Raw genomic sequence first — 26,025 nt, 5'->3', positions numbered from 1 at the left:
ACTTTATGGGATTTCTCGGCTAACCCACTGAAATCAAACGGATCGCCTGATCCTGTTTCATCAACCACAAAAGAACACGCGCCGCCTGCCCTCGGGTAGAGGTGAGTTTGGGATCGCCAGACAGCAAAGCACGGGCATCCGATTGGGCAACGGCCATCAACCCGGCCTGACGTTCCAGATCGGCGATGCGGAATTTGGGCAGGCCCGATTGCGCCGTTCCGATCAAATCACCTGCGCCGCGCATCTGAAGGTCAGTTTCGGCAATGCGAAACCCGTCTTCGGTTTCGCGTAACACCTCAAGCCGTTTGCGGCCCCCTTCGCTGAGCGGCGGCTGATACATCAGCAAACAGGTCGACGCATCCTCGCCCCGTCCCACGCGCCCGCGCAGCTGGTGCAATTGCGCCAGACCAAAGATCTCGGCCCGTTCGATCACCATGATCGTAGCGTTTGGCACATTCACACCAACTTCGATCACCGTGGTGGCCACCAGAACCTTGGTCTGACCGTTCTGAAAGGACGCCATGGCCGCGTCTTTCTCGGCCGGTGGCATCTGCCCGTGGACCAACCCCACAACCCCGTCACACAGAATAGCGCGCAACCGTTTGAACCGTTCCTCGGCAGCAGTCAGGTCCGAAACCTCGGATTCGTCCACCAGCGGACACACCCAGTAACATTGCTTGCCCGCCTCAATGGCACCTCGCAGGTGCGCCACAACCTCATCCATCCGCTGCGTGCTGATGACCGCGGTTTTGATCGGTTTGCGACCCGGTGGCTTTTCGTCCAGCACCGAGACGTCCATATCCCCATACTGCGCCAAAGCCAGGCTGCGCGGGATCGGCGTGGCCGTCATAACCAGTACATCGGCGCCCTGCCCCTTTTCCGACAGTTCCATCCTTTGACGCACGCCAAACCGATGCTGTTCGTCGACAATGGCCAGCCGCAAATCATGGAACGCGACATCGCTTTGGAACACCGCATGGGTACCGACCAGAATCTGAATGTCCCCGCGCGCCAAAGCTGCAAGTTTGGCCTTGCGATCGCTGCCTTTGTCGCGACCTGTCAGGATCTCAAGCACCACGCCCGCATCCTCGGCCAGCGGGCGCAGGCCTTCCAAATGCTGGCGCGCCAGAATTTCCGTCGGCGCCATCATCACACCCTGCCCGCCTGCCTCGACCGCGACCAACAACGCCATGAATGCCACAAGGGTTTTGCCCGCGCCGACATCCCCCTGCAACAACCGGTTCATGCGCGCCTCGGACGCCATATCAGCGGCAATTTCTTCGATGGCCCGGGCCTGAGCCCCGGTGGGTCGATAAGGCAAATTGCCCAAGACCCGCGACTGCAACCGGCCAGTGCCCACGCTGACCACACCACGCGATTTACGTTCCCGCTGACGCGCCAGCGCCAAGGTGAGCTGATGCGCCAGCAACTCGTCATAGGCCAAACGTTCTCGCGCCGGGGCAAAGGGTGAGACGTCATCCGCGCCCTTGGGATGATGGGCCGCCTGCATGGCATCGGCCCAACCTGGCCAGTCTTTCTGTTTGACCTGTTCGGGATCGGCCCATTCCTGCGTCTCTGGCATGCGGGCCAATGCGGATTGCGCGGCCTTATAGACCGTTTTCTGTGTCACGCCTTGGGTCAGGTGATAGACCGGCTCAAACTCAGGTAGCTCTTCGGCTTCTTCCGGTGCAACCATATGATCTGGATGCACCATTTGTGCCATCCCGTCGAACAGCTCCAGCTTGCCCGACACCACCCTCCGGGATCCTTCCGGCAGGATTTTCTTCAGATAGACACCACGCGCATGGAAGAAGACTAGTTGAAAATCGGCTTGACTGTCTTCGACATGGATTCGGTAAGCCCCTCCGCGATTGCGCGGTGGTCGATGGGTTCCGATTGTCACTTCAACCGTCAGGGTGCTGGGCAAATCCGCACCTTGGATCGTGTCGCGCCTGCGTCGGTCGATCACCGCATAAGGCAATGAAAACAAAACGTCACGCGGCGTCTCTATACCCAATTGCGCCATGTTCTGAGCGGTCTTAGGCCCCACGCCGTCCAGCGTTTCAAGGCTCGCAAAAAGCGGGAATAATTGCTCAGGACGGCCGCTCATGCATCGCCGATCAGTTGCAGCCAACCGTCCTCATCCAGCGTTTCGATCCCCAAATCTGCTGCCTTCTTAGCCTTTGAACCCGCGCCCGGTCCGGCCACCAGAAGGTCGGTCTTTTGGCTGACCGAGCCCGACACCTTGGCCCCAAGCGCTTCGGCGCGGGCTTTGGCCTCGGCCCGGGTCATCTTCTCAAGCGTGCCGGTAAAGACCACGGTTTTTCCTGCCACCGGGCTGTCCGAGGCCGGCGCGTCGGGAGGTATGATCGTCAGGTGGCTGCGCAACGCGTCAAAGGCCCGACGTTCATCTGCATTGGCGAACGCGTCCGACAGCGACAGGCCCAAAGTCGCACCGATCCCATCGATACCGATCAGATCCGCCCAGGCCCGGCTGGCCTCATCCGGCACATCTGCTGCCGCAATGGCCGCATCGCGCACCTCTTTCACGCGGGCGCGGCGGCCTTCTGAGGCAGCAGTAAAGCGCTCGGCTTCTTCGGCCTCATCCGCCTGCCGCTGCGCAAGGGCGGCTGGGCGCGCCGTATCCAGCGCTTGGGCCATGGCGTCCCAATCGCGGTAATACAGCGCCAGATCGCGCGCGCCCACCTCTCCCACATGGCGAATACCGAGGGCAAAAAGCAGCCGCGCAAAGGCGATTTGGCGTTTTTCAGTTATTGCGGCGAACAGATTTCTGGCCGAGGTTTCTCCCCAACCTTCGCGGTTTTTGAGGCTGGCAAGGCTGGTTTTGTCGCGTTCTTCCAGCGTGAAGATATCCGCAGGCGTATTGATCGGCAGCGTTGCGTCGCCATGAAACATCTCGATCTGTTTTGCGCCCAGCCCTTCGATATCGAACGCCTTGCGCGACACAAAATGTTTCAGTTTTTCAACAGCCTGCGCCGGACAGATCAACCCACCGGTACAGCGGCGCACGGCGTCGCCTTCTTCCCGGATCGCTGCACTTTGACATTCCGGGCACTGCGTTGGAAACACGTAAGGAGCAGCATCGGAGGGGCGTTTTGACAGGTCCACATCCGCGACTTTCGGGATCACGTCGCCGGCGCGATAGACCTGCACCCAATCACCGACGCGTATGTCTTTGCCACCGCGAATGGTGCCGCCCTTGGCGTCCTTGCCCGCGATATAATCTTCATTGTGCAGCGTCGCGTTTGACACGACCACACCGCCCACGGTCACGGGGTGTAATCGCGCCACCGGGCTCAACGCGCCGGTGCGTCCCACTTGAATGTCGATGGCTTCAAGGCGCGTCCAGGCCAGTTCAGCTGGGAATTTGTGCGCTATTGCCCAACGAGGCGTGGTTGAGCGAAAGCCCAAACGCGTCTGCAAGGCCAGGTCGTCGACCTTATAGACGACCCCGTCGATGTCATAGCCAAGCGTCGCGCGCTGCGCCTCAATCGCGCGGTAGTGATCCAGCATTTCCTGCGTGGTTTGGCACAGTTGCGTCAGAGCATTCACCTGAAATCCAAAACCTTTCAGGCGCTGGATTGCTTCGTGCTGTGTTTCCGCCAGCGGCTCGGACAACGCACCCCAGGCATAAGCAAAAAATCGAAGCGGTCGTTCACGGGTGATTTGGGAGTCCAGCTGCCGCAGAGATCCGGCAGCCGCATTGCGCGGATTGGCAAAGCTCTTGCCACCCGTCTCGGCCTGCCGTGCATTCAGCGCCTCAAAATCGGCGTGTGACATGTAGACTTCGCCGCGAACTTCAAGGATTTCCGGCGCGTCTTCGATGTGATGCGGAATATCGGACACCGTCCGCGCATTCTCGGTCACATTCTCGCCGGTTTCGCCATCACCGCGCGTGGCGGCCTGAACCAGATTGCCGTTCTCATAGCGCAAAGACAGAGACAGCCCGTCGATCTTCGGTTCCGCTGTATAAGCCAGTGGAGCGACTGCCGACAATCCCAGATACTTGCGGATAGAGCGATCAAAGTCGCCCACCTCTTCATCGTCAAACGCATTACCCAACGACATCATCCGGATCGCATGGGTGACCTTGGCAAACCCGTCCGAGGGTTTGGCACCCACTTGGTCCGAGGGGCTGTCGGGGCGTTTCAGGTCGGGAAATTGTGCTTCGATCTGGGCATTGCGCTGTTTCAGCGCGTCATACTCTGCGTCAGTGATCTCGGGCGCGTCTTCGCCGTGATACTTTCGGTTTGCGCGCTGCAACACCGAAGCCAAGCGGGCCAGTTCGTCCTTTGCCTGCGCTTCGGTCAGGTTTTCTACCGCAACGGTTTCGCTCATGGCCTCGCTCTATCACATCTTCTTTGTCCCCAGTGATAGGGCGAGGCCATGGCCAGGTCCAGTGCTGTGCTGAGCCGTGAGTGAGTATGTCGTCCCGGACCAATAACGACAATTCTGTCGTATCAGGCGCCGACGGCCATGCGGGTTTCATCCAGACCGTTGCTTTGCGGATCACGCAACACATAGCCACGCCCCCATACCGTTTCGATATAGTTGTCACCGCCGGTGGCATTGCTGAGTTTCTTGCGCAATTTGCAGATGAACACGTCGATGATTTTCAATTCCGGCTCATCCATGCCGCCATAAAGGTGATTGAGGAACATCTCTTTCGTCAGGGTCGTGCCCTTGCGCAGGCTGAGCAGTTCCAGCATCTGGTATTCTTTGCCGGTCAGGTGAACCGTTTTGCCTTCGACCTCAACCGTTTTCGCATCCAGGTTCACGGCCACCTGCCCGGTGTGAATGATTGATTGAGAATGACCTTTTGACCGGCGGATGATGGCGTGAATACGGGCCACCAGCTCTTCGCGATGGAACGGTTTGGTCAGGTAGTCATCGGCGCCAAAGCCAAAGCCTTTGATCTTGCTTTCAGTGTCGTCCGCACCCGACAGGATCAGGATTGGCGTTTCAACGCGCGAGATGCGCAACTGGCGCAAAACTTCGTGCCCGTTCATTTCCGGCAAATTCAAATCAAGCAGGATCAGATCGTAGTCATACAGTTTCGCCAGGTCGATCCCTTCTTCGCCAAGATCTGTCGCATACACGTTCAGGTTGGCATGGGTCAGCATCAACTCGATGCTTTTGGACGTTGTCGGATCATCCTCGACAAGAAGTATGCGCATTTAACTGCTCCAATTTAGGTCAAATTCTTCAACTGAATCGAGCCTGTAGAAAAATGGTTAATCTGAAGTTACCGTTTATCCATTTATTCACATTCATCTTAAAGTTGTCGATATTTTTTTAGCGCAGTGACTTTCAGACCGGCCTCACCGTGTTCGGCAACCAGTGACACCCAGTTGTTGAACTCTTCCTCACTGATGGCATAACGCTTTTGCGCCTCGGACTGGGTGATCAGCCCGTAAACCACGCCACGAACGACCAGAATCTTGCGTGACGCGACCCAGCGACGGGTATCGGCTGGGGGCAGATCAGCGCGTGTCAGAATGCTGCCATCGGGCAAGGTGACGGATCGTGGACCTTCCACTTTGTGCAAATACATCTCATTGACCTTTTCTTGCTGCGACAAAGCTGACACCAGTCTACTTAAAGCCGAGTGAAACCGCCCCTTGAGAGTGTGTAGAATTTTCCTATATTCTGCCGGTCTTCTTTAACCCGGAACGGATACCCTGATGGCCCTCGATACCGAGACACCCCTGAACTCGCTTGGCTTTGCCAAACCGCCCTCGGAAACGCGGGTGGTGGTGGCCATGTCTGGTGGTGTGGACAGTTCCGTGGTTGCCGCACATCTGGCCGAACAAGGCTATGACGTGGTCGGCGTAACCCTGCAGCTTTATGATCATGGCGCCGCTTTGGCCAAGAAAGGCGCCTGCTGTGCCGGGATCGATATCCATGACGCGCGGCGCGTGGCCGAAGAGCGCGGCTTTCCCCACTATGTTCTGGACTATGAGAACATTTTCAAGGACGCCGTGATTGATGAATTTGCCGACAGCTATCTGGCGGGCGCAACCCCTGTGCCCTGCATTCGCTGTAATGAGCGGGTGAAGTTCAAGGATCTGCTGGAAACCGCCAAGGATCTTGAGGCTGACTGCATGGCGACGGGTCATTACATTCAGCGCAAGATGGGTGCAAACGGCCCGGAATTGCACAGCGCCGAGGATGCAAGCCGCGATCAATCCTATTTCTTGTTCTCGACCACGCCCGAGCAGCTTGAGTTTCTGCGCTTTCCGCTGGGCCACCTGCCCTCGAAAGACGCAACGCGAGAGATGGCCGCGCAATACGGGCTGGCAGTGGCCGACAAGCCCGACAGTCAGGACATCTGTTTTGTGCCCAACGGCAATTATGCCAGCGTGATCGAAAAGCTGCGCCCCGGTGCGGTGGAACCGGGTGAGATCGTCCATGCCGATGGACGTGTTCTGGCGCAGCATGAGGGCGTGATCCATTATACCATCGGTCAGCGCCGCGGCCTTGGCATCGGTGGGCTGAGCGAGCCGCTTTATGTGGTCAAGCTGGACGTGGACAAGAAACAGGTCGTCGTCGGCCCCAAAGAGATGTTGGCCACGCGCATCGTGCCAGTGCGTGAGATCAACTGGCTGGGCGATGAGCCCTTTACCGCGCGCAAAGAATGGCACCTGTCGGTCAAAGTCCGCTCCACCCGCCCCCCACGCGAAGCGATCATCCGCCCCCTGTCCGACACCACCGCCGAGGTGGAGCTGCTGACCCCCGAAGAAGGCATCTCACCCGGTCAGGCCTGTGTGTTCTACGCCTCAGAGGGCAGCCGCATCTATGGCGGTGGCTGGATCTGGCGGGGGTATTAGGGTTGCGATGGGTTTGCGACAAGCTGGACGCCAAGATCCAATGGCGATCTTGTTTCAGCATTGTTCTTAGCGAACTAAACCACAAACTCTTTAAGAACTTTCAGCGGTTTAGCATCTCCTTTCCAAAGCTCAACGCGATAACGATCATCACCATCCAAACCATCCGAATAAACACTGTCCAGGTTCGAATAGAGCACGCGGGCTTGGTAGTGTCCTTTGTCTAAGACCAGCCGCTCCGCCTCCGGTAGATAGTCGGAGCATCCAGCGACAACCAATCGGCCCGAAGGCAGGTCAATGGACAACTCAACAACATGATCCCAAGATGAAAGGTCCAATTTAGGTGGTTTGTTGTTCACGAGAACTTCGACTGGGACGTGCATATTTCGAGCTGTGCGTACAGCAAAAGCATCTACTCCACGCGCTAATCTCGCTCTCATTGCGTCTTCGGTCCATAGATCACCGTCTACGCCCGCCGACCATTCATCTTGGACAAGAAACTGAAAAAAGTCCGCGAACAGTTTGAATTCTGAAGTGATCATAGAAGAAGCTGCTCAAAAATCTGAGATTAACGTCAATTTGGCTAGGCTAACGACATTTAGCCTATCCTCCAGAAACAGGCTCAACCTCCGCTTCAAGTTCAATCTGTAACGCATCATTGAAGCGGTTAAAAGCGCTGGTCAGGGCGATGCGCCAAGTGAGTTCGACGATTTGTGCGTCGGTGAACCACTGCCGCAGGTCTGAGACCTCGGCGTCGCGCATCTGGCCTGAGCGCAACGTGACCGCCTGAGCATAAAGCACAACCGCCTTGTCGCACTCGTCCAGTTCCGGGTGGCCGTCTACCTCGGGCAGTTTTGCCACCCCTTCGGCGCTCAGCCCCTCGACGGTGGCCCAGGCTGCGTGATGCGAGATGCAATAGTCACAAGCGTTCAGCTTGGACACCGTGACCATGGCCAGCTCCAATGCGCGGCGGGGCAAATTGGCCTGTACGCGCAGTTCGGACAGCATACCGGCCACGTGGTCCAGCACCGGCGGGCAATGGGCCGCCACACGGGACCAATTGTCGAACGGCCCATAAGCCTCCAGCGTCTGATGGGCTTCGCGCGCCGTCTGGGTCATCTCGTCATCGCGCAGGGCGGGAATGCGGGTCATGAGGTCTCTCCTTGGCGAACGTCTGTGCGCAGCTTTTCGACCCTGCCCTAGCGACTGCATGTTCACAAGGGCCGGACCAAGGGGTCAAAGCCCATCCGTCGGCGAATTGATCAGGATATAGAGCCCCACGCAAACCATGACATAGGGCGCGATGCGATCCATGCGGGCAAAGCGTGGCGCTAGGTTCTGGGCATGCGGCGCGCCCCAACTGGCCAGAAGAACCAGCCCAGCGGCCGCAATGCTGGCGCCAATCAGGGCCGCCCAGCGAAAGCCGGGGGTTGAGTCGGCCAGAAGCGGTGTCATCACGGCAAAGCTGTCAATCGACAGGCTGAGGAACAGTGTGACGATCGAGGTGACCGCGCTTTTGGCCCCCATCTCTTCGACCTCGGCGCCGCTGGCCTGATGCCAGATGCCACGCAGGCCCAGCACAAGCGGGACAAGGCCCAGATAGCCGATCCAGAACGGAATGCCGTTGTTGTTCAGTCCAACGGCCACGATCATCGACAGGCTCAGCATTATGGTCTGAGCCAGCGCGAAGCCTGCTATCGCGCGGCGCCTGTCAACGACCAGAAAGAGGCCCAGCAGAACAGCGAGGTTGTCCAGGTTGGTGGTCACCAGTGCAATGCAGGCAGACAGGGCAAAGAGTGTAAGTTCAAGCATGGGCCGTGGGCAGTCGGTCCAGAACAGCACGTGCCGCACGCAGGCCTGGCGCTTCACCACCACGGCCCAGCCTTTCCATGGTCAACGCCATTGCGTCCTGCTGTGCGCCCGGGTTTTCGCATACCTCATTCAAGGCTGCGGCGATGTTTTCGGGCGTGCAGTCATCCAGCAGACACTCTGGTACAGCGCGCGTATCGGTTACCAGATTGACCAGCGTCACAGTGTCCAGCTTGACCATACGCTCGGCCAATTGCTGGGTCAGCCAGTTGAGCTTATAGGCAATGACCATCGGCGTGTTCTGCGCTGCCAGCTCCAGCGAGACGGTACCCGACGCGGCAAGCGCAAGGTCCGCCGCTGCAAAGGCCGCGCGTTTCTGGGCACCGGCTTGCGCGGTGTCGCTGTCGCGCGGGTCCAAAACAACCGGTTTGCCCTGCCAGTTGGGAACAAGCGAATTGATGAGATCGGTCGTTGCCCCAACCGTGGGCACGACAACACGAAACGCGGGGTGCTTTGCGATAAACAGCTCCAGCGCGCCGCCAAAGCTGTCGGCCAGCCGCTCGATCTCACCCCGGCGCGAGCCCGGCAAGGCCAGCAGGATAGGTGCATCGCCCAGATCATGGGTTTCGCGAAAGCCTGCGATTTCGGCTTGCGTTGCAATCGGTTCACTGGCCACGGGATGACCGACAAAGTCGCACTCCATCCTTGCCCGCTCCATATAGGGCGGCTCGAAGGGCAGCAGAGCAAGCACGTGGTCGATCACCTTGGCCATCTTGTCCGCTCGTCCTGGTCGCCAGGCCCAGACGCTGGGGGCCACGTAGTGCACGGTTCGTATCGCGCTAGAGGCTTTGACGATCTTGGCCACGCGCAGCGAAAAATCGGGGCTGTCGATGGTGATCAACACATCAGGTTGCACCGCAAGCACCGCCTCGGCCGTCTCGGCGATCCGTCGTTTGAGGTGAAAAAACTTCGGCAGAACTTCCACCAGCCCCATGACGCTGAGTTCAGACATGGGAAACTGGCTGGTCAGCCCTTCTGCTTGCATCAACGGGCCGCCAACACCGTGAAATTCGACGTCAGGGACAAGGGTCTTCAATCCCGCCATCAACGCGCCACCCAGCCGGTCGCCAGACGGTTCTCCGGCCACCAGAAAGACGCGCATCAGACAGCCCGCTCGCGCACGGTCAGGAAGAGGCCAAGCCGGTTGCATTCGGCAATCACCGTGTCGCGCTGCAACAGGATCACACCGCCCTTTTCGATGACGATCCCTGTCAGCCCTGCCGCAACGGCCTCGGCAACGGTGTCGGGGCCGATGGTGGGCAGGTCCACCCGCCGATCCTGGTCGGGTTTTGGGCCTTTGAACAGAATCCCGCCGCCCGCATCCGGGCGCTGGGTCAGCGATTGTAGCATCCAGGCGGTGCCAAAGATGCCCTCGACCGCGAGCACTTGCCCCTTCAGAACGACACAGGCCTGCCCGATATCCGCAGCCCCCATGCTGCGAACCACGCCCACGGCACGGTCTGCATCTGCCAGATCTCCTTCAGCAGGTTGCGCCTCGGTCAAACAGCCCAGCGGAGGCAACAGATCCGGGACAAGGTCATGCGCGGCGCGCACGCTCAGCCCTGCACCCTCGAAGATTGATATCACGGCGCGCAAAGCCGCATCGTCGCCGGCGATCATCGCTTGCTGCAATTGCGGAACCAAAGGCATTGTCGCCGCGTCGATACGGGCCGGGTCTACCTTCGGGCGTTTCACAGCGCCAACCATGCAGATTTCGGTTACGCCGCGTGTCTGCAACTCGGCCAGAAACGTGCCCAGCTGTTCCAGCGGGAAGACCATGTCCGGGGTCAGCCTATCGGGCACGAACCCTTCCAAGGCGCAGATCAAAGGGCGCTGGGGCAACCGGGCGACCAATTCGTCCGGCAATGCGCCTGTTCCCGCAATCAAAGCCAGCATCGGTTATTTCCTTGGGGTCAGGAAGGACCGGTCGGTGTCGCTGGTGACAAAATCCACGATCCGGCGGACATAGTCGCTTTGGACGTCTTCCCCCAGGCGATGCGCACGGTCCATGAAGGGGCCGTCACCTTCGGACAACTCGCGGAACGCTGCCCGCAAGGCTGCGATATCTTCACGCGCCACACCGCGACGCTTGAGCCCCACAAGGTTCAGCCCGTCCAACTCACCACGCGGTGCCTGGACCAGACCGTAGGGAATGACATCCTTGGCCACCATGGTAAGCGCGCCAATAATCGCCCCCTGCCCGACTCGCACCCATTGATGCAAGCCCGAGATGCCACCCACAATGACATCATCTTCTATGATGCAATGCCCGGCTGCGCCTGCATGGTTGACCATGATCACGCGATCACCCATCTGAACGTCATGCGCCACATGGACGCCTGCCATTAACAGACAATCATCACCGATGCGTGTCACGCCGCCACCGCCTTCGGTGCCGGTATTGATCGTGACATGCTCACGAATGCGGTTCCGTTGGCCGATCTCAAGCCGCGTATTTTCGCCACCGAATTTCAGATCCTGCGGAATTTCACCGATTACCGAAAAGTTGAAGATGACGGTGTCATCCCCAACCGAGGTCTCACCGGTCACCACGACATGTGATTTCAGCTCGACCCGGTCTCCGAGACGGACATTTGCTCCGACGTAACAGAACGGTCCAACCGTACAATCCTGCCCGAGTTTTGCGCCCTCTTCGATGATGGCGCTGGGATGGATACCGCTCATGCTGTTTTTTCCATGTCCCAATCAACATAGGCCGAAAACTCGGCCTCGGCGGCCACTTCGTCATCAACGGTTGCACGGCCGCTGAACTTGAAGATTTTACCGCCCTTTTTACCGCGTACGGTTTCGACATGCATCTTCAAGACGTCACCGGGCACCACTTTGCGGCGGAATTTGCACTTGTCGATATTCATGAAATAGATCAGCAACTCGCTGTCGATCACATCCATACCGACGCCCAGCATGACGCCTGCGGTCTGTGCCATCGCCTCGACTATAGTAACGCCCGGCATGATCGGCGTGCCCGGGAAATGGCCCTGGAAATGAGGCTCGTTCATCGTGACGTTCTTGACGCCAATAGCCGATTGATACCCGTCAATTTCGACCACCTTGTCGACCAAAAGAAACGGATAGCGATGCGGCAGAATGCGCTGGATCAGCTGAATGTCGGCACTCTTGGTTTCCGTGCTCATGGTTCTGGTGTCCCGTTTTTTGGTGTTATCTTGAACGTGTGGTTAGCAATACCGTCACGTCAGGGCAAGCCACGCTAGTCGCCAGAGAGGTTATCGAGACCTTGTCCATCCCCAATAGCTGCATCTATGCGAGAAATTGCAAAATCGGTAATGTCCGTACGATCGGCGCTCAGAAAGACACTGGACCTTTCGATGATCATCGAGGCCCCGGATTCGCGCAGAAGGTCGATCAAATGAGGTTGCGCCAACTCAAAAAACGCAGCTCGCGCGACTTCGCTGCGGCGTGCCAAATCGTCCAGCTTTGCACGTTGGCTTTCACGATGCGATTGAACTTTAAGGTCGAACGCATCTGCAAGCGGCGTGAACTCCTCTGGCGGCAGAGTCGCGCGCTGTTCGGTCAGGTCTTGCTCTTCTTGGCTCAATTCAGCGACGATCTTCTCATTTTCTTCCGCAAGTTCGGCACTTTCCTCTTCGATTTCTCGGAAGATACGTTGGCCAAATTGCGATTCAGAAAACAACCGCTCGCTTGAAATTGTAAGAACACCCGATTGCGGCACGCCCAATTGCTGTGCCGCCGCCGATGCACCGATGCAGACAAAAACACACAGGGCCCAGATCGGGCCCCGCGTAAACCTTTTGACAAATGAGGGCTTCATTGGCTCAGAAATTTGCCTGAATGGTCAGGTCAAAGCTTTGCTCTTTGTCAAAGCTTTCTTTCTTAAGAGCTTTTGAGAAGTTGAAACGCAGCGGGCCAAAGGGTGTTGTCCACAGGACCGACACGCCCAATACGTGACGGATCGAACCATCTGCACCAACGATATTGGCACCCGTCGTGTCAACGTTGTTGATGTTGTAGAGGTTGCCGACGTCATAGAAAACACCGCCCCTCAAACCAAGTTCCTCGGGCAGCCCCAGTGGAAAATCGGTCTCAAACCGGGCGACCCAGTAATAGTTGCCACCGATAGCGTCGTCTTCACCGTTCGAAAGGTCGCGCGGACCAATACCCGAGGGCTCGAAGCCACGGAAGGTCCCGCTTCCAAGCAAGAAGCGATCCAGTGTTCGACTAAAATCGGAACCTCTCCAGTTAAGCGCGCCAAGCTCAAGTGTAGCTCTCAGAACTACTTCTTCATTCAAGACACGCTGCTGCGCGATCGCGCGCGCTGTGGTTTGGATATATTTGTTGTCACCACCCAGCCCAGCGTAGTCCAGGTTTGCTTCCAACAGCACGCCTGCATTGGGGTTCAAACCACCAAGCCGGCTGTCGTAGATATAAGACAGACCAATCGAACTTGAAGTCCGGCTGCCTTGGGCGATTTCAGACGAAATAACCGCACCGCTTGTCTGGCCGCTTTGCTGGGTCATTTCACTGTCTTCCCAACCATAGCGAAGACGCAGTGCCGAGAGTTCACCAATCGAATAGGTCAACTGCGGTTGGAAGAACAACCGCTCAGTATTGTACGATGCAAAGCTTGAATCCGTGGCAGCGAAACCCAGACCCAGGTCGAACCGCAATTGGCGACCCAATAGATAGGGCTCGGTAAAGTTCAAGGTGTACTGTTCTGACTCCTGAGCCGTCGAGATTGTCAGGCCCAAATTCTGACCACGTCCCAAAAAGTTCGATTCGTTCAAACCAACCGCGATGCCGAACCCGTCGGAAACCGAGAAACTACCACCGAGGCTCAGCGAACCGGTCGGTTGTTCGGCGACATCCACATCGACGATCACCTGGCTTGGGCTCGAACCTTCTCGTGTTTCGACATCGGCCTCGGAAAAGAAGCCAAGTGCCCGAATACGTTCAGCGGCCTGACGGATTTCGCGCGGGTTAAAGGGGTCTCCTTCGACAGTGTCGAACTGGCGTCGGATAACACGGTCGAGTGTTGTCGTATTTCCTTCGATGTCGATCCTTTCGACAAAGATGCGAGGCCCTTTGGTCAGAACAAACTGAATATCCAATGATAGATCACGGTCATTTCGTGTGACGCGAGGCTCTACCCGAAGAAAATCGACACCTTCCTTCAAGCCCAAGCGCTCTTGTCTCGCGATCGACTGTTCGACCAGCGAGGGCGTGTAGGTAACGCCAGGTTTGATCTTCAAGGCTTCCTGATAGATCGCTGGATCGACACCCGGAATTTCACTGACCGTTGTGATGTTGCCAAATGAGAACTTCTGACCTTCGGTGATGTTCATGACCAGGAAAAACGCATCCCGCTCGCGGGTGAACTCGACATTCGTGCTGTTAACCCGAAAGTCGACGTAGCCGCGCGAAAGATAGAAATCCCGAATTACCTGCTTATCGAACTCGATCCGGTCGCCGATGAAGGTATCGCTTCGGATGAAGGTCCGCAAAAACGTTGCTTGCTTGGTTTCTAGAACACGGCGCAAACGTCGGTCCGAGAACGCGCGGTTCCCTACGAAACTTACGCGTTCAACCTCGATCGTAGTGCCTTCGGCCACTTCGAAAACCAGATCGACCCGATTGTCATTGCGACGAATGATACGCGGGATGACGGTCGCCGAAACGCGTCCCTGGGCCGAGTAAACCTCGGCGATCAGATCGGCATCCGCTTCGGCCACTTGGGGCGTAAACACCCGTCGCGTCTCAGACGAAATGACGTCAAGCAGCACCTCATCCTTTACCCGGCGATTCCCTTCGATGCTGATTTGGTTGATTGTCGGGTATTCCTGCACCTCAATCACAAGAGTCGTGCCGCGCGGTGTCAGTTCAACTGTTTCAAAAACGCCACTGTCAAGCAAACGCTGGAAAGCATCATTCAACTGACCTGCGGATACCGTTTGGCCCGGTTCGATGCCTGTTCGTTCGATGATCGTCGACGTTTCGATCCGCCGATTGCCTTCAACTTCGAAGCTGTTGATCGTGTAAGTCTGCGCCTGCGCGACCTGTGGTGTTGCCGTTAACCCGACGACAGTAAAGGCAAAAATGAATACTAGTGCGCGCCACAATATATTGATTGGTGCCTGTACCGAGCCGCAGGATGTGCCCGTACCTCTGCTGTCCGCCATGTTTTTTTCTCAACCCAGAATCTAAGTCTTTGCAAGTTGAGTAGCGGGAATATGCAGTCTTGTCAAAAGACCAAACTGCATAAAAAGCGTATTGGTTTTAGGCTTTCAGAGACGAGGAATCACATAGTCACCAGATAAGCGCCTGCCGCAAGGGCAAGTGCGGTGATCGCAAAACTCATCAGCATGTTCCAGTTCATAAGGAACAGAAAGCTGAAACTCTGATATGATTTCTGCAATGCCTTGGTCATCTGTCCGGTTTCCATGCTCTGTGTAAGGACAGATCATAGCGTTTAAATGCGGCAAGAATGCGTCCAGATTGTGCCGGGTTTTCCCAAATCAGCAGAACAGGTCGTTGCTGATCGAAAACAGCATCAAAGACAGGATCATGGTGATGCCGATGCCCATCAGGATCCGAAGCGCCTTGTCGCTGGGTGGTTTGCCCGACACCGCCTCATAGGCATAGAACACCAGATGGCCGCCATCCAAAGCGGGTATCGGGAACAGGTTCAAAAGGCCGATCGCAGCAGACAAGACAGCTATGAAAAAGATGAAGCTCTGCGCGCCTTGGCTGGCCACCGCACCCGAGGTTTCGGCAATCCCGATAGGCCCCGAGATATTGCAGGTGCTGATCGCTCCGGTGATCATGTGCCACATACCCGACAATGATCCTTCGATGATCCGCATCGTCTGGCTGACACCGACCGAGAGGGATTCGCCAACACCGGCGGGAACGGTCGCAGGTTCCAGCATCATGCCGCCGACGATTCCGATACGCCAATGCGTTGCAAAACCTCCATCGGCCAAGGGCTCGTCCGTCCGACGCGGCGCTAAAGCAAATTCAAGGTCTGCACCATCGCGCCACACATTCAAAAGCAAGGCGCGCCCGTCCGAGCTTTCAACATGTTCTTTCAACTGGTCGAAGGCAAAGATTGGGTCTCCGTCAACCGAGGTGATTACATCGCCCGCTTTCAAATCGATATCCATGGCCGCACTGCGTGGCGTCACCTGCTGTATCAGCGGTGGGAACAACCACGGGCCAGCGACGTCCAGGGTCTCGCCGTCGCGGATCACCGTATAATCCAATACGGGTTCGACGGGCAGCGCATCCCGGAATTCCGACCATGTGTTGCCATCATCGATATCGGGAGTTGCGATCCCTTCGATAGCGATGATCTCGTCCCCATCCTGCAAGCCCTGTACGGTCCCCGGCAAAGGTTTCAAAGAGGCAATTGTCAGCGGTTCGCGGGTGACGCCTTCGGACCAGAAAATCGCGCCGAAAACCAAGATCGACATGACGAAATTGAACACAGGTCCTGCAGCCACCGTCGCTGCGCGCGCCCAAAGCGGCGCACCATGCATCGTACGACGCAGGGCTTCGGGGCTTTGCTCGGCCATTTCGGTCATCGTGTCATCGTCTTTGCCCGAGGCCGCATTGGCGTCGCCCAGAAACTTGACGTAGCCGCCGAAAGGAAGCAGCGCGATCTGCCACTTGGTGCCGCGCTTGTCGACACGGCTCCAAAGGACCGGGCCAAATCCGATCGAGAAAACTTCGGCATGAATGCCAGACCAGCGCCCAACGATATAGTGGCCATATTCATGGACCGCGACGATAACGGACAATGCAATCACGAAGGCTGCGATTGTGTAGAGAAGCCCACCGAATTGCGGGATCAGAGAAAAAATATCCAAGTGTCTTATCCTGCTCGTTGTCGCACGGCTTCATCCACCCACTTCCGTGCGAGATGGTCCGTTTGCTGGACGTTATCAAGGGTCAAAGCGGCATCAATAAGGTCATTTGTAGTGTCAAATTGGTCAAGAACGACCGAGACCAAGTCTGCCATGTCCAAAAAACCGATCCGTCGGGCGATGAAGTGATCCAGAGCGCGCTCTTTGGCGGCGTTGAATATCGCGCCGGACAAGCCACCACGCTCCATCACGTCCCGGGAAATGCGCAGCGCTGGATATCGGTTCAGATCGGGCGGTGAAAACCGCAATTGACCAAGCGCTGCCAAATCCAGTCGCTCGACAGGCAAATCGCGACGATCCGGCCAGTGCAACGCATATCCGATAGCATGGCGCATATCTGGTGCGCCGAGATGGGCCATCAATGCTCCATCGTTGAAACCCACAAGTGCGTGCACGGTGGACTCGGGGTGAACAAGCACTTCGATCTGGTCCGGATGAACCTTAAAGAATTCTTTGGTTTCAATGACCTCCAGCGCCTTGTTGAACATAGACGCGCTGTCGATCGTAATGCGCTGCCCCATATCCCAGTTCGGGTGGCTCGAGGCCTGTTCGACCGTGGCACTGGCCAGAGCTTCCAAAGGCCAGTCGCGAAACGCACCGCCGCTGGCGGTGATGATGATCCGCTCAACCGCGTCCATATCCTCGCCCACGAGAGCCTGGAACACAGCTGAATGCTCACTGTCGACCGGCAGAAGCCGGGCATTGTGTCGCTGCGCGGTCTGCAGCACCAAAGGTCCGGCGCAAACCAGTGTTTCCTTGTTCGCCAGCGCCAGCGTCGCGCCTTGTTCCAACGCTTTGACCCCTGGGGCGAGCCCCGCGGCCCCGACGATGGCGGACATCACCCAGTCCACCGGACGGGAAGCCGCTTCGGCAATGGCAGTCTGACCCGCTGCCGCCTCGACCCCCGATCCTTTCAGCGCAGCCCGCAATGCGTCAAGCTGTCCGTCATAAGCCGTTACCGCAATATCAGCCTGTAAGCGTTTGGCATCATTTGCCAATTGCTCGATGTTGTTGCCACCGGTCAGCGCCACCACATCATAGGCGTCTGTCTGTCTGGATATCAGATCAATCGTGCTCTGACCGATCGAACCTGTAGCGCCCAAAATGGATAGCTTGCGCATTACATCCCCACAGGAACAAAGAACTGAGCTGCGATCAGAACAAATAACGCAGCCCCCATCATTCCGTCAAACCGGTCCAGAAAACCGCCATGGCCGGGAATGAGGTTGGAGCTGTCCTTGACGCCAAACTTCCGCTTTGTGGCGCTTTCAACAATATCACCGATCTGGCTGGCCATTGATGCCAGAACCGAGATGACGACGAAGAAAAAGCCCAAGCCAAAATAGGCTGCAAAAACTATTCCAACCACCGCCGCGGCGGCCCATCCTCCTGCGGTTCCCGACCATGTTTTCTTGGGGCTGATGCGTGGCCAGAATTTTGGCCCACCAATCGCCTTGCCCACGAAATAGCCCGCGACATCCGTGGCGACGACAATCAGGATCAGCCAGACCATCCAGCCAAACCCCATGTTTTCGCGGATCGAGATAAAGCCCAGACCTGCCGCTGCGATCCAGACGGCAAAGGCGACATAGGTCAGCTTTGCACGTCCAACCTGCCCCGCGCCGACAATCGCGGGTGCAACAAGGATCGGCAGACGGTAAATGGCGGGCAGATGATAGCTGGCAATGACCGCAGCCCCAGTCAAGATCGCAAGCTGGATCGCAACGCCAGCGCGCTCGGGCGCGATCATGCGCACCAATTCCCATGTCATCAAGCCACAGGCGATGCCAACGAAGATTTCAAACCAAAGGCCGCCCAGCCAAACTTCAACCGCGCCAATGGCGACCAAGACCGCAGCAGACAGAACTCGGGCGGTAAGGTCAGCCCATCGGCCATCGCTCATGCGGGCACCGCTCCGAAACGCCGCTCGCGCGCACCGTAGTTTTGGCAAACGCGACCGAACTCAGCGGCTGTAAAATCGGGCCACAAGGTATCGATGAACTCATATTCCGAATAGGCTGACTGCCAGAGCAGAAAATTCGAAATTCGCGCCTCACCACTGGTGCGGATCACCAAGTCGGGATCCGGTAAAACCCTTGTATCCAAATATTTTGGCAGAGTTTCCTCATCTACGTCTTCAGGCTGCAGCTTTCCTGCGGCCACATCTCGGGCCAGACGTTTGGTTGCCCGCGCGACCTCATCCCGACCGCCGTAATTCAGAGCGACTGTCAGGTGCACCAGATCATTGTCTTTGGTTTCTTGTTCAAGCTTGTCCATCAAGCTTGTCAACTTTTTGTCCAACCGCACCCGATCCCCGATGAACCGCACCCGGATCCCGTTTTCCTTCAGCGTGCGCGTTTCCTTGACGATATAGCGCCGAAACAGGCTCATGAGGCCGGCAACCTCAACCTGCGTCCGTTTCCAGTTTTCGGTTGAAAACGCAAAGATCGTCAGGAATTTCACACCCAGTTCCGGGCAGGCTTCAACCACCTCGCGCACGCGCTTGGCACCCGCGTGATGGCCATAGAGCCGCGGGCGACCACGTGCCTGCGCCCAGCGGCCATTGCCGTCCATGATGATGGCCACGTGACGCGGCCCGGTATGGGGATCTTTTGGCATATGCTGGGCCTTAGACCTGCATGATCTCGGTTTGCTTGGTCTCAAGCGCGTCATCCACCGACTTGATCATTGCGTCGGTCATCTCCTGAACTTCGGCTTCCCAAAGCTTCTGATCGTCTTCGGACATGCCGTCGGCCTTGGCCTTCTTGATCTGATCCATGCCGTCCCGGCGCACATTGCGGATCGAGACGCGTGCGCTTTCAGCATATTGCCCGGCAACCTTACCCAGTTCCCGACGACGTTCTTCGTTCAGCTCGGGAATGGGAAGCATGATGATCGTGCCGTTCAGCTGAGGATTGATCCCCAAGCCACTTTCGCGAATGGCTTTTTCCACTTTGCCGACCAGCGACTTGTCCCAGACGTTGACCGTCACCATGCGCGGTTCGGGCACATTCACTGTGCCCACCTGATTGATCGGCGTCATCGAACCGTAGGCATCCACCATCACAGGCTCCAGCATCGAGGCCGATGCCCGCCCGGTGCGCAGCGACGCAAATTCGGTTTTCAAATTCGCCATGGCGCCGTCCATGCGGCGTTGCAAATCATCGGTGTCCAGTTCGAAATCATCAGACATGCTGCTCACTCCCGGTCTTCAGGTGCTGTTTGGATGGGTCATAAGCCATCACAATTGGGATGTATAGCAATCATGAGCATGAATTGTGGCAATGGCCAGAGTTGTTTCTGGCCATTGTCAGACAAATGCCCGGAGTTGTGGCCGCGCCTCAAGCGTTCACATCGACAACGACACGGCCCTTGACCTGGCCTTGCAGGATATCCGCCCCAAGCTTTGGCAGATCCGACAGAGTCGCGGGTTGTACCATCGCTTCAAGCTTGTCCATCGGCAGATCAGTGGCGATGCGGTTCCAGGCGCGTACCCGGTTGTCATAGGGCTGCATCACGCTGTCGATCCCCAGCAGGTTCACACCGCGCAGAAGGAACGGAATCACCGTGGCCGGCAACCCTGCGCCCCCGGCCAGACCGACAGCGGCGACCGAGCAACCGTATTTCATCTGCCCCAGAACCCGCGCAAGCATCTCACCGCCGACCGCATCAACGCATCCGGCCCAGGTTTCGCTCTCAAGCGGGCGTTTGGTGGTCTCGTTCAGTTCCTCGCGCGGCACGATGGTGCTGGCACCCAATGACTTCAGGTAATCGCCTGTCTCCGGGCGTCCCGTTACTGCGGCCACTTCATAGCCCAGATGCGCCAGAATGGCCGTAGCCACCGATCCAACGCCACCTGCTGCGCCGGTGACCAGAACAGGCCCGTGGCCGGGGGTCAGCCCGTGGTCTTCCAAAGCCATCACCGCCAGCATCGCAGTGAACCCCGCAGTGCCCACAGCCATCGCCTGTTGCGTGCTCAAGCCATCCGGCAAGGGAACCAGCCAGTCAGCCTTGGCGCTGGCTTTCTGGGCGTACCCGCCCCAATGCGCCTCGCCCACACGCCAACCAGTCAAAACCACCTTGTCACCGGGCGCATAGCGCGCGTCCGAGGACGTCTCGACCGTACCGGCATAATCGATCCCCGGAATATGAGGGTAATTGCGAACAAGCCCTCCTCCCTTGGGGGAAAGGCACAAACCGTCTTTGTAATTCACTGTGGAATATTCGACCGCCACAGTCACATCTCCGGATGGCAGGTCCTCTTCCGAGATTTGCTTGATCTCGGCTTGCGCCGCGCTGCTGTCCTCGTCCTTGTTCATGATCAATGCATTAAACATTCAGCTCTTCCTTTCTGTTCCTCAGCGCCAGATCCGCTTTGCATCTGGCCAAAAATATCCCCGGGGTTCGCGCAGCGACAGGGGCAGAGCCCCCTACCTCCGCTCAAATCCAGAAATGCGCCTGCACCACCGCATCACGTGTCCCCTCGGGCGTCTCAACCTCCAAAGCCGTGCCCGCGTCCCAATGGCTCAGCTTCACCATGCCGATGGCCACGTTTGTTGCGAAATCCGGGGACCAGGCAGCCGAAGTGATCTGCCCCACGCGCCTGCCTTCGGCAAAAACGCCCCAGGGCCGATCGCAGGGCGGTACCGGATCCCCGGCAATGGCGATCGGTCGGATCTGTTGCACCGGCCCTTCCTTGGCCACACGCAACAGCGCGTCACGCCCAATGCATCCAATGGCCGTATGTGTGTTGCAGAACCTACCCAGCCCACATTCATGCGGTGTGTTGTCGTCGGTCATGTCATTGCCATAAGACAGCAACCCACCCTCGATCCGTTCGATCAGGTTTGGGCACCCCGCCCGCACGTTCAGATCCCGCCCAGCCTCGAACAGAGCGTTCCAGAGCGGCATTCCAACAGCGCTGCCTTCGACATAGATTTCGAACCCGCCCTGCTTCGAATAGCCCGAGCGCGCAATCGCCAGGCTGTGGCCCTGAAACTCGAACATGTCGAAGCGGAAGAACCGGATATCGCGCACACGATCTCCGAAAACGCGCGCCAACAGCTCATCCGATTTTGGCCCCTGCACCGCCAAGGGTGAGACGTCGGGCTCATCCACCAGCACATCCAAGCGATAGCCATTGGCGATTCCCTTGACCCAGAACAGCAGGTCACTGTCGGCAATGGAAATCCACCAACGGTCCTCTGACAGCTTCACCGCCACCGGATCATTCAGCATCCCGCCGGTCTCATCAACGATGGGCACGTAATAGCATTGCCCCGGCAGCATCCCACGCAAATCGCGTGGGGTGAGCATTTGCATCAACCGCGTCGCATCCGGGCCGCGCAGCTCGACCTGGCGCTCGCAAGAGACATCCCAGATCTGCACATGCTCTTTCAGGTGCCGATAATCCGCTTCGACGCTTTCAAAGACCGTCGGCAACAGCATCCGATTGTAAACCGTATAGGCTTTGACCCCCGCCGCTTCGACACCGTCTGAGAACGGTGTGCGCCGCAAGCGCCGGGACAGAGAAATTTGGGTCACGCCGCTCTCCTCTCACTGATCAGACATTCGACGACGCTTCGGTCGCGCATCACTTGGGCCCGTGCCAGTCGATGGGGCAAATTTCGGCGGATTTACCGCCAAAATCCCAAACCCGGCCATAATCACGCACCTTCGACTTGGTGCCGCGCGCGACGATGATGTCGGGGCCCATCCAGTATTTCGAGTTCGAGACCATCACCGGATGATCGGGGTCCTTGCCGCCCAGCATCTCGATCTCGCCCTGAATTTTGCGACCAATCATGATGCGACGCTTGGTTCCGTCGCGTTCAATCTCAACCGGCGCACGCTCGGCTCCGATGATCTCGCTGACGAGCATGGTGAACAGACCTGTGGTGCCGCCTGCCTGACCACTGAAGATCTGCAGTAGGCCGTTATACGCCTTGCCGCTGGCGCGTTCGTCGACATAGGCGGCGACTTTCCACTGGCCTTCGCCCATCCGGCCCGGAATATCGACCAGCAGGCCCACATTCAAACCGGACAGGTCTTCGCCCTCGTAATGGCCTTCATCGATGATCACCCCCATCCAGGCGTGGCAATGGCCTTCGGTTGGTGGATGCGCGCCCAGCGAGACAACGCAGGGACAAAACACATCGCAGGAACAGTTCAGGATCAACTCGCCCTTGATGGCCCATTCCGTCGGGCTCATCTCGCGCCGTTTCGGGTTGGGCATGCGGCTGTCGATCCGCTGGCTTATCGGCAGCCTGTCCGCATCTGCCCTTCTGTTCTTTGCCATTTCACTCTCCTCCGCAAGTCATCCGTAAGTCACGGGAAAGGCCAGCAGCAGCACGCCGCCAGCAATCAAAAGAAACGCCATCGGCCGGGTCACCCGGTGCCCGATCTGAGGCAGTTTTTCCAAGACCATGAACAGCGTCGCCAAACCCATCCACAAGAGGCTCATGACTCCGCCCACAAAGCCTAGCGCCATAAAGCCCCAGCAGCATCCAACGCAAAAACTGCCCAGCCCCAGCCCCATGCGCAGACCGCCTGCAAAGCCGGTTTTCCAATGGCCCAGGAAATAGGACATGGGCGCGTGACATACGCCGTGGCAGACCTCTTTGACGCGGGTAAACTGAAACGCGCCGACGACGATCATCAACCCTGCGGCGACCCATCCCGATTTGGCGATACCCAGCATGTCGATCACGCCACCAAACAGCAGCACAAGCTGAACACCTGCAATCAGGGCTGCAAATCCGACCCAGACGACGAAATACCCCAGCAACACCCCCAGCCATCCAGCGCGAGAGCCATTGGCGCTACGGATCAGGTCCTCGTAACTGCGCAGCGTGGGCACAAGCGTCGGCAGCATCATCGCGGCCATCATGATGGCCCACATCCAGAACAACGGGCCGAACTCGGCCATGGGCATGTACATATCCATCCGAGGATCCATTGCCGCCATCGCCTGCCCCATGGGCCCCGGGCGCCCGATCCAGTCCAGATCCATCGCGCGGCTCATGGAGAACATCACCCACCACGCGCACAGAATCGCGAGATAGAAGCCCAGCCACAGCCCGTTGCGGATGATTGCGCGACTCACCTGATCCTCCCACAGCATCGCTCTTGCTTTTCAAATGTCAGACTTTTAAATGTCAGACAAATAAAAATTCACGTTTGCAGGCACACGGGATGAAAATTGACCCCAAAAACCCGGCGGACCTGTCGGCGCAGATCGCGCAGGCTATTCGGAACGCTATCGTGTCTGGCGCGCTGATCGTTGATGAGCGCCTGCCGTCCGAAGCTGAGCTGGCCGATCAGTTCCAGGTTTCGCGCCCCACTGTGCGCGAGGCCCTGAAACGACTGGCCGCTCAGGCACTGATCCGCACCCAGCGAGGCGCCACGGGGGGGGCTTTTGTGAACCGTCTCAGCTTTGAGGACGCTTATTCGCAGCAAATCACCACTTCGACCCTGCTGCTGTCGATGAATGCGGTCAGTTTCGATACTGCCTGCGAGGCGCGTTATGCGCTGGAACGGGCCTGTGCGCCCTTGTCCGCTGAACGCAGAACCCCGGATCAGCTGGCCACCATGCGGGCCGAGATCTTTCGTCAGGCGCAGCCCGGGCTGACGGATGAGGCCTTTTGCGCCTCGGATGTGGCCTTCCATCGCGCGTTGGTCGACGGTGCTGGCAATCCGGTTCTGTCCTACCAACTAGCGGGTGCGGTTGAGGCGATGCAGCCACTGATGAACATGATCACCTTCACGGCACGGTCGCGCGAGGCCATTATCGAGCTGCACGGCAACATAGCCGACGCTCTGGATGCGCGCGACGCGGATGGTGTCGAGGCCGCTCTGATCGAGCTTGAGGCCTATACGCGGCAATTGGCCCGGGACGTGGCCGAACAACGTCGCAAACCCGCTTGAAGCGCCAAGTTGGTGCTGTTCATTCGCCAAGGGCAGTCTAGGTTCGCAATGAACCCACAGAAAAAGAGGCCAGAATGAAACCGATCGTGAACGCAATTGCCGCCCTGTTGACCATCGGGTTTGGCCTGTTCGGCTTTTTGGCCCCCGCCTATACGGCCAATGCGCTGGATCTGGCACCCACCACCAGCACTATGGGGCTCAGCGAAATGCGCGCCTCGGTTGGCGGGCTGTTTGTGGTGACAGGGATCGCGGTTTTGTGGCTCAACCAGCCCATGGCCTATGTCATGCTGGGCGTGGTCTATTCCGGGGCGGCACTGGGGCGGTTCGTATCTGTTGTGCTGGACAACCCACCCCTGGCCAAAGCTCTGATTTTTGGGGGAATCGAGCTTGTGCTGGCCGTGTGGCTGATTGCGGCCAATCTCAACAGAACCGCCTAAGGCATTGGCGCTGCGGCAGATTCGCCATTTGCATCTGTCCTACGCCTTGCCTATATAAAAGATGTCCTTCGGGACTATGGACATAAACGCGCTCGTAATAAGCGGATCGGACCCGGGGGCGGTACCCGGCGGCTCCACCAACCATCCTTCGTTTGGGGATTTTGGGGCCGAAACAGGATCGACGAACGTCTAAAGGGGTTAGCTTTGTCTCGGCTGTCTGCCACCGTTACCGGCGAAACTAGTACAATTGCAAACGACAATCGTGCTCCGGTTGCAGTTGCTGCGTAAGCAGTAACAAGACCGAAATCTAAGCCCTTGCGCCTAGCCGCGTAAGGCGGGGTTCGCAGGTACCTGGCAACAGAAACCTGCATTTCCCCTATGCGCGAATTCTGAACAAGATCTCAGGTTTTGTTCACGGTTTATTTAGGCCTTTGCCGCATCGTCCTGACCAAGAGACAGGAGGCTGTGATGAGCAACGCAGATATGCTTCGCAACTGGTATTCGCAGGTTTGGGAACAGGGCAATACGGATGCAATCGATCAGTTCTTTGCGCCCGACACCACAACCGAAGGGTTGATCCCTGAAATGCAGATGGATGGTGGTGATTTTCGTGACCTCGTCATGGCATTCCGACACATCCTTGGCGACATCACGGTTGAAATGCCCAAGATCCTTGAAAGCGGCGATTGGGTCAGCGCGTTTGTTCACCTGAAAACAACGCGCGCTGACAATGGGGCTCCGGTTACGGCCACAGGGCAGGTTATGGCGCGGTTCAAAGGCGACAAAATGGTTGAGGCGTATAACCAGTTCGACTTCGTTTCGCTGTTTGAACAATTGGGTCAGTTCCCGCAAGACACCCTGCCCGTCTGCATGACTGGGCAGCGCCTGGACTGGGCTTGACGGCACGCTTGACCCAGTCGCGCGTTCCGCGTTAGCTCAGCCCCGAACGGGGTTAGCTTGCGAACACCCCAAAGGTCGCTTTCCAAGCTTCGCATGTATCCGAGTTGAAACAGGAAACATGCA

General features: G+C 57.8%; 27 protein-coding genes and 1 other RNA gene. 5 read left to right on the top strand and 23 right to left on the bottom strand.

Annotation, left to right across the window (positions count from 1 at the left end; translation table 11 throughout):
• Positions 1-19 precede the first annotated feature (19 nt).
• From recG to GOX45_RS05855, 4 genes are all read right to left on the bottom strand, one after another.
• Positions 20-2,110, bottom strand: coding sequence for an ATP-dependent DNA helicase RecG (gene recG / locus GOX45_RS05870; protein ID WP_171098910.1), 2,091 nt, complete (start codon positions 2,108-2,110; stop codon positions 20-22).
• Positions 2,107-4,359 carry an NAD-dependent DNA ligase LigA gene (gene ligA / locus GOX45_RS05865; protein WP_171098908.1) on the bottom strand — a complete coding sequence of 751 codons (2,253 nt, stop codon included), beginning with the start codon at positions 4,357-4,359 and terminating at the stop codon, positions 2,107-2,109. The genes recG and ligA overlap by 4 nt, the downstream gene beginning before the upstream one ends.
• A gap of 122 nt (positions 4,360-4,481) precedes the next feature.
• Positions 4,482-5,198 carry a response regulator transcription factor CtrA gene (ctrA, locus tag GOX45_RS05860; protein WP_171098906.1) on the bottom strand — a complete coding sequence of 239 codons (717 nt, stop codon included), beginning with the start codon at positions 5,196-5,198 and terminating at the stop codon, positions 4,482-4,484.
• A gap of 98 nt (positions 5,199-5,296) precedes the next feature.
• Positions 5,297-5,575, bottom strand: a complete 279-nt coding sequence (locus GOX45_RS05855; RefSeq protein WP_171099273.1) for a DUF1153 domain-containing protein — start codon at positions 5,573-5,575, stop codon at positions 5,297-5,299.
• A gap of 130 nt (positions 5,576-5,705) precedes the next feature.
• On the opposite strand from GOX45_RS05855, the gene mnmA reads away from it, so the two are divergent.
• On the top strand, positions 5,706-6,851 hold the full coding sequence (mnmA, locus tag GOX45_RS05850; RefSeq protein ID WP_171098903.1) for a tRNA 2-thiouridine(34) synthase MnmA: 1,146 nt from the start codon (positions 5,706-5,708) through the stop codon (positions 6,849-6,851).
• Positions 6,852-6,925: 74 nt separating this feature from the next.
• Here mnmA and GOX45_RS05845 read toward each other — a convergent pair whose 3' ends face one another.
• The 19 genes from GOX45_RS05845 to GOX45_RS05760 all read right to left on the bottom strand — a co-directional run bounded on the left by GOX45_RS05845 (position 6,926) and on the right by GOX45_RS05760 (position 23,672).
• Positions 6,926-7,390, bottom strand: coding sequence for a hypothetical protein (locus tag GOX45_RS05845; RefSeq protein WP_171098901.1), 465 nt, complete (start codon positions 7,388-7,390; stop codon positions 6,926-6,928).
• Positions 7,391-7,451: 61 nt separating this feature from the next.
• Positions 7,452-8,000 carry a carboxymuconolactone decarboxylase family protein gene (locus tag GOX45_RS05840; protein ID WP_171098899.1) on the bottom strand — a complete coding sequence of 183 codons (549 nt, stop codon included), beginning with the start codon at positions 7,998-8,000 and terminating at the stop codon, positions 7,452-7,454.
• A gap of 84 nt (positions 8,001-8,084) precedes the next feature.
• Positions 8,085-8,660, bottom strand: coding sequence for a cadmium resistance transporter (locus tag GOX45_RS05835; protein WP_171098897.1), 576 nt, complete (start codon positions 8,658-8,660; stop codon positions 8,085-8,087).
• Entirely contained in the window at positions 8,653-9,819 is a 1,167-nt protein-coding gene (gene lpxB, locus GOX45_RS05830; protein ID WP_171098895.1) for a lipid-A-disaccharide synthase, read from the bottom strand. The genes GOX45_RS05835 and lpxB overlap by 8 nt, the downstream gene beginning before the upstream one ends.
• On the bottom strand, positions 9,819-10,613 hold the full coding sequence (locus GOX45_RS05825; RefSeq protein ID WP_171098893.1) for an LpxI family protein: 795 nt from the start codon (positions 10,611-10,613) through the stop codon (positions 9,819-9,821). The genes lpxB and GOX45_RS05825 overlap by 1 nt, the downstream gene beginning before the upstream one ends.
• Before the next feature lie 3 nt (positions 10,614-10,616).
• Positions 10,617-11,402, bottom strand: coding sequence for an acyl-ACP--UDP-N-acetylglucosamine O-acyltransferase (gene lpxA / locus GOX45_RS05820; protein WP_171098892.1), 786 nt, complete (start codon positions 11,400-11,402; stop codon positions 10,617-10,619).
• Complete coding sequence (gene fabZ, locus GOX45_RS05815; protein WP_171098890.1) at positions 11,399-11,872, bottom strand: 3-hydroxyacyl-ACP dehydratase FabZ; 474 nt, start codon at positions 11,870-11,872, stop codon at positions 11,399-11,401. The genes lpxA and fabZ overlap by 4 nt, the downstream gene beginning before the upstream one ends.
• A gap of 74 nt (positions 11,873-11,946) precedes the next feature.
• The gene (locus tag GOX45_RS05810; protein ID WP_371808957.1) at positions 11,947-12,429 is read right to left on the bottom strand and encodes an OmpH family outer membrane protein; all 483 of its coding nucleotides are present in this window, start codon (positions 12,427-12,429) and stop codon (positions 11,947-11,949) included.
• Positions 12,430-12,532: 103 nt separating this feature from the next.
• The gene (gene bamA / locus GOX45_RS05805) at positions 12,533-14,893 is read right to left on the bottom strand and encodes an outer membrane protein assembly factor BamA (RefSeq protein WP_171098886.1); all 2,361 of its coding nucleotides are present in this window, start codon (positions 14,891-14,893) and stop codon (positions 12,533-12,535) included.
• Between the two features lie 119 nt (positions 14,894-15,012).
• On the bottom strand, positions 15,013-15,141 hold the full coding sequence (locus GOX45_RS22200) for a hypothetical protein (protein WP_256367814.1): 129 nt from the start codon (positions 15,139-15,141) through the stop codon (positions 15,013-15,015).
• 88 nt (positions 15,142-15,229) lie between these two features.
• Positions 15,230-16,582, bottom strand: coding sequence for an RIP metalloprotease RseP (gene rseP / locus GOX45_RS05800; protein ID WP_171098884.1), 1,353 nt, complete (start codon positions 16,580-16,582; stop codon positions 15,230-15,232).
• Between the two features lie 5 nt (positions 16,583-16,587).
• Positions 16,588-17,760, bottom strand: coding sequence for a 1-deoxy-D-xylulose-5-phosphate reductoisomerase (gene dxr / locus GOX45_RS05795; protein ID WP_171098882.1), 1,173 nt, complete (start codon positions 17,758-17,760; stop codon positions 16,588-16,590).
• Complete coding sequence (locus GOX45_RS05790; RefSeq protein WP_171098880.1) at positions 17,760-18,542, bottom strand: phosphatidate cytidylyltransferase; 783 nt, start codon at positions 18,540-18,542, stop codon at positions 17,760-17,762. Before GOX45_RS05790 ends, dxr begins: the two co-directional genes overlap by 1 nt.
• A complete protein-coding gene (locus GOX45_RS05785; RefSeq protein ID WP_171098878.1) occupies positions 18,539-19,258 on the bottom strand; it encodes an isoprenyl transferase in 720 nt (239 codons plus the stop codon). The genes GOX45_RS05790 and GOX45_RS05785 overlap by 4 nt, the downstream gene beginning before the upstream one ends.
• 10 nt (positions 19,259-19,268) lie before the next feature.
• Positions 19,269-19,832 carry a ribosome recycling factor gene (gene frr, locus GOX45_RS05780; protein WP_171098876.1) on the bottom strand — a complete coding sequence of 188 codons (564 nt, stop codon included), beginning with the start codon at positions 19,830-19,832 and terminating at the stop codon, positions 19,269-19,271.
• Between the two features lie 148 nt (positions 19,833-19,980).
• Positions 19,981-20,976, bottom strand: coding sequence for an acryloyl-CoA reductase (gene acuI / locus GOX45_RS05775; protein ID WP_171098874.1), 996 nt, complete (start codon positions 20,974-20,976; stop codon positions 19,981-19,983).
• Positions 20,977-21,079: 103 nt separating this feature from the next.
• Complete coding sequence (locus tag GOX45_RS05770) at positions 21,080-22,183, bottom strand: dimethylsulfoniopropionate demethylase (protein WP_171098873.1); 1,104 nt, start codon at positions 22,181-22,183, stop codon at positions 21,080-21,082.
• A gap of 49 nt (positions 22,184-22,232) precedes the next feature.
• The gene (locus tag GOX45_RS05765; RefSeq protein ID WP_171098871.1) at positions 22,233-22,937 is read right to left on the bottom strand and encodes a DUF1326 domain-containing protein; all 705 of its coding nucleotides are present in this window, start codon (positions 22,935-22,937) and stop codon (positions 22,233-22,235) included.
• An 18-nt stretch (positions 22,938-22,955) separates the two neighbouring features.
• The gene (locus GOX45_RS05760) at positions 22,956-23,672 is read right to left on the bottom strand and encodes a DUF2182 domain-containing protein (RefSeq protein ID WP_254445949.1); all 717 of its coding nucleotides are present in this window, start codon (positions 23,670-23,672) and stop codon (positions 22,956-22,958) included.
• 161 nt (positions 23,673-23,833) lie between these two features.
• Between GOX45_RS05760 and GOX45_RS05755 the strand changes: the two genes are divergently transcribed.
• From GOX45_RS05755 to GOX45_RS05740, 4 genes are all read left to right on the top strand, one after another.
• Positions 23,834-24,565 (top strand): FadR/GntR family transcriptional regulator, encoded by a 732-nt coding sequence (locus GOX45_RS05755; RefSeq protein ID WP_171098868.1) that lies wholly within the window; start codon positions 23,834-23,836, stop codon positions 24,563-24,565.
• Positions 24,566-24,639: 74 nt separating this feature from the next.
• Complete coding sequence (locus GOX45_RS05750) at positions 24,640-25,002, top strand: DUF4345 family protein (RefSeq protein ID WP_171098866.1); 363 nt, start codon at positions 24,640-24,642, stop codon at positions 25,000-25,002.
• Positions 25,003-25,026: 24 nt separating this feature from the next.
• Positions 25,027-25,374, top strand: a transfer-messenger RNA (tmRNA) gene (gene ssrA / locus GOX45_RS05745).
• Positions 25,375-25,470: 96 nt separating this feature from the next.
• Entirely contained in the window at positions 25,471-25,902 is a 432-nt protein-coding gene (locus tag GOX45_RS05740) for an ester cyclase (RefSeq protein WP_171098864.1), read from the top strand.
• The last annotated feature ends 123 nt before the right edge of the window (positions 25,903-26,025 follow it).

The sequence above is a fragment of the Ruegeria sp. HKCCD7255 genome (genome assembly GCF_013031565.1).
Classification (GTDB): Bacteria; Pseudomonadota; Alphaproteobacteria; order Rhodobacterales; family Rhodobacteraceae; genus Ruegeria.
The sequence above is the reverse complement of the archived record's forward strand: the minus strand, read 5'-3'. Positions and strand labels throughout refer to the sequence as shown.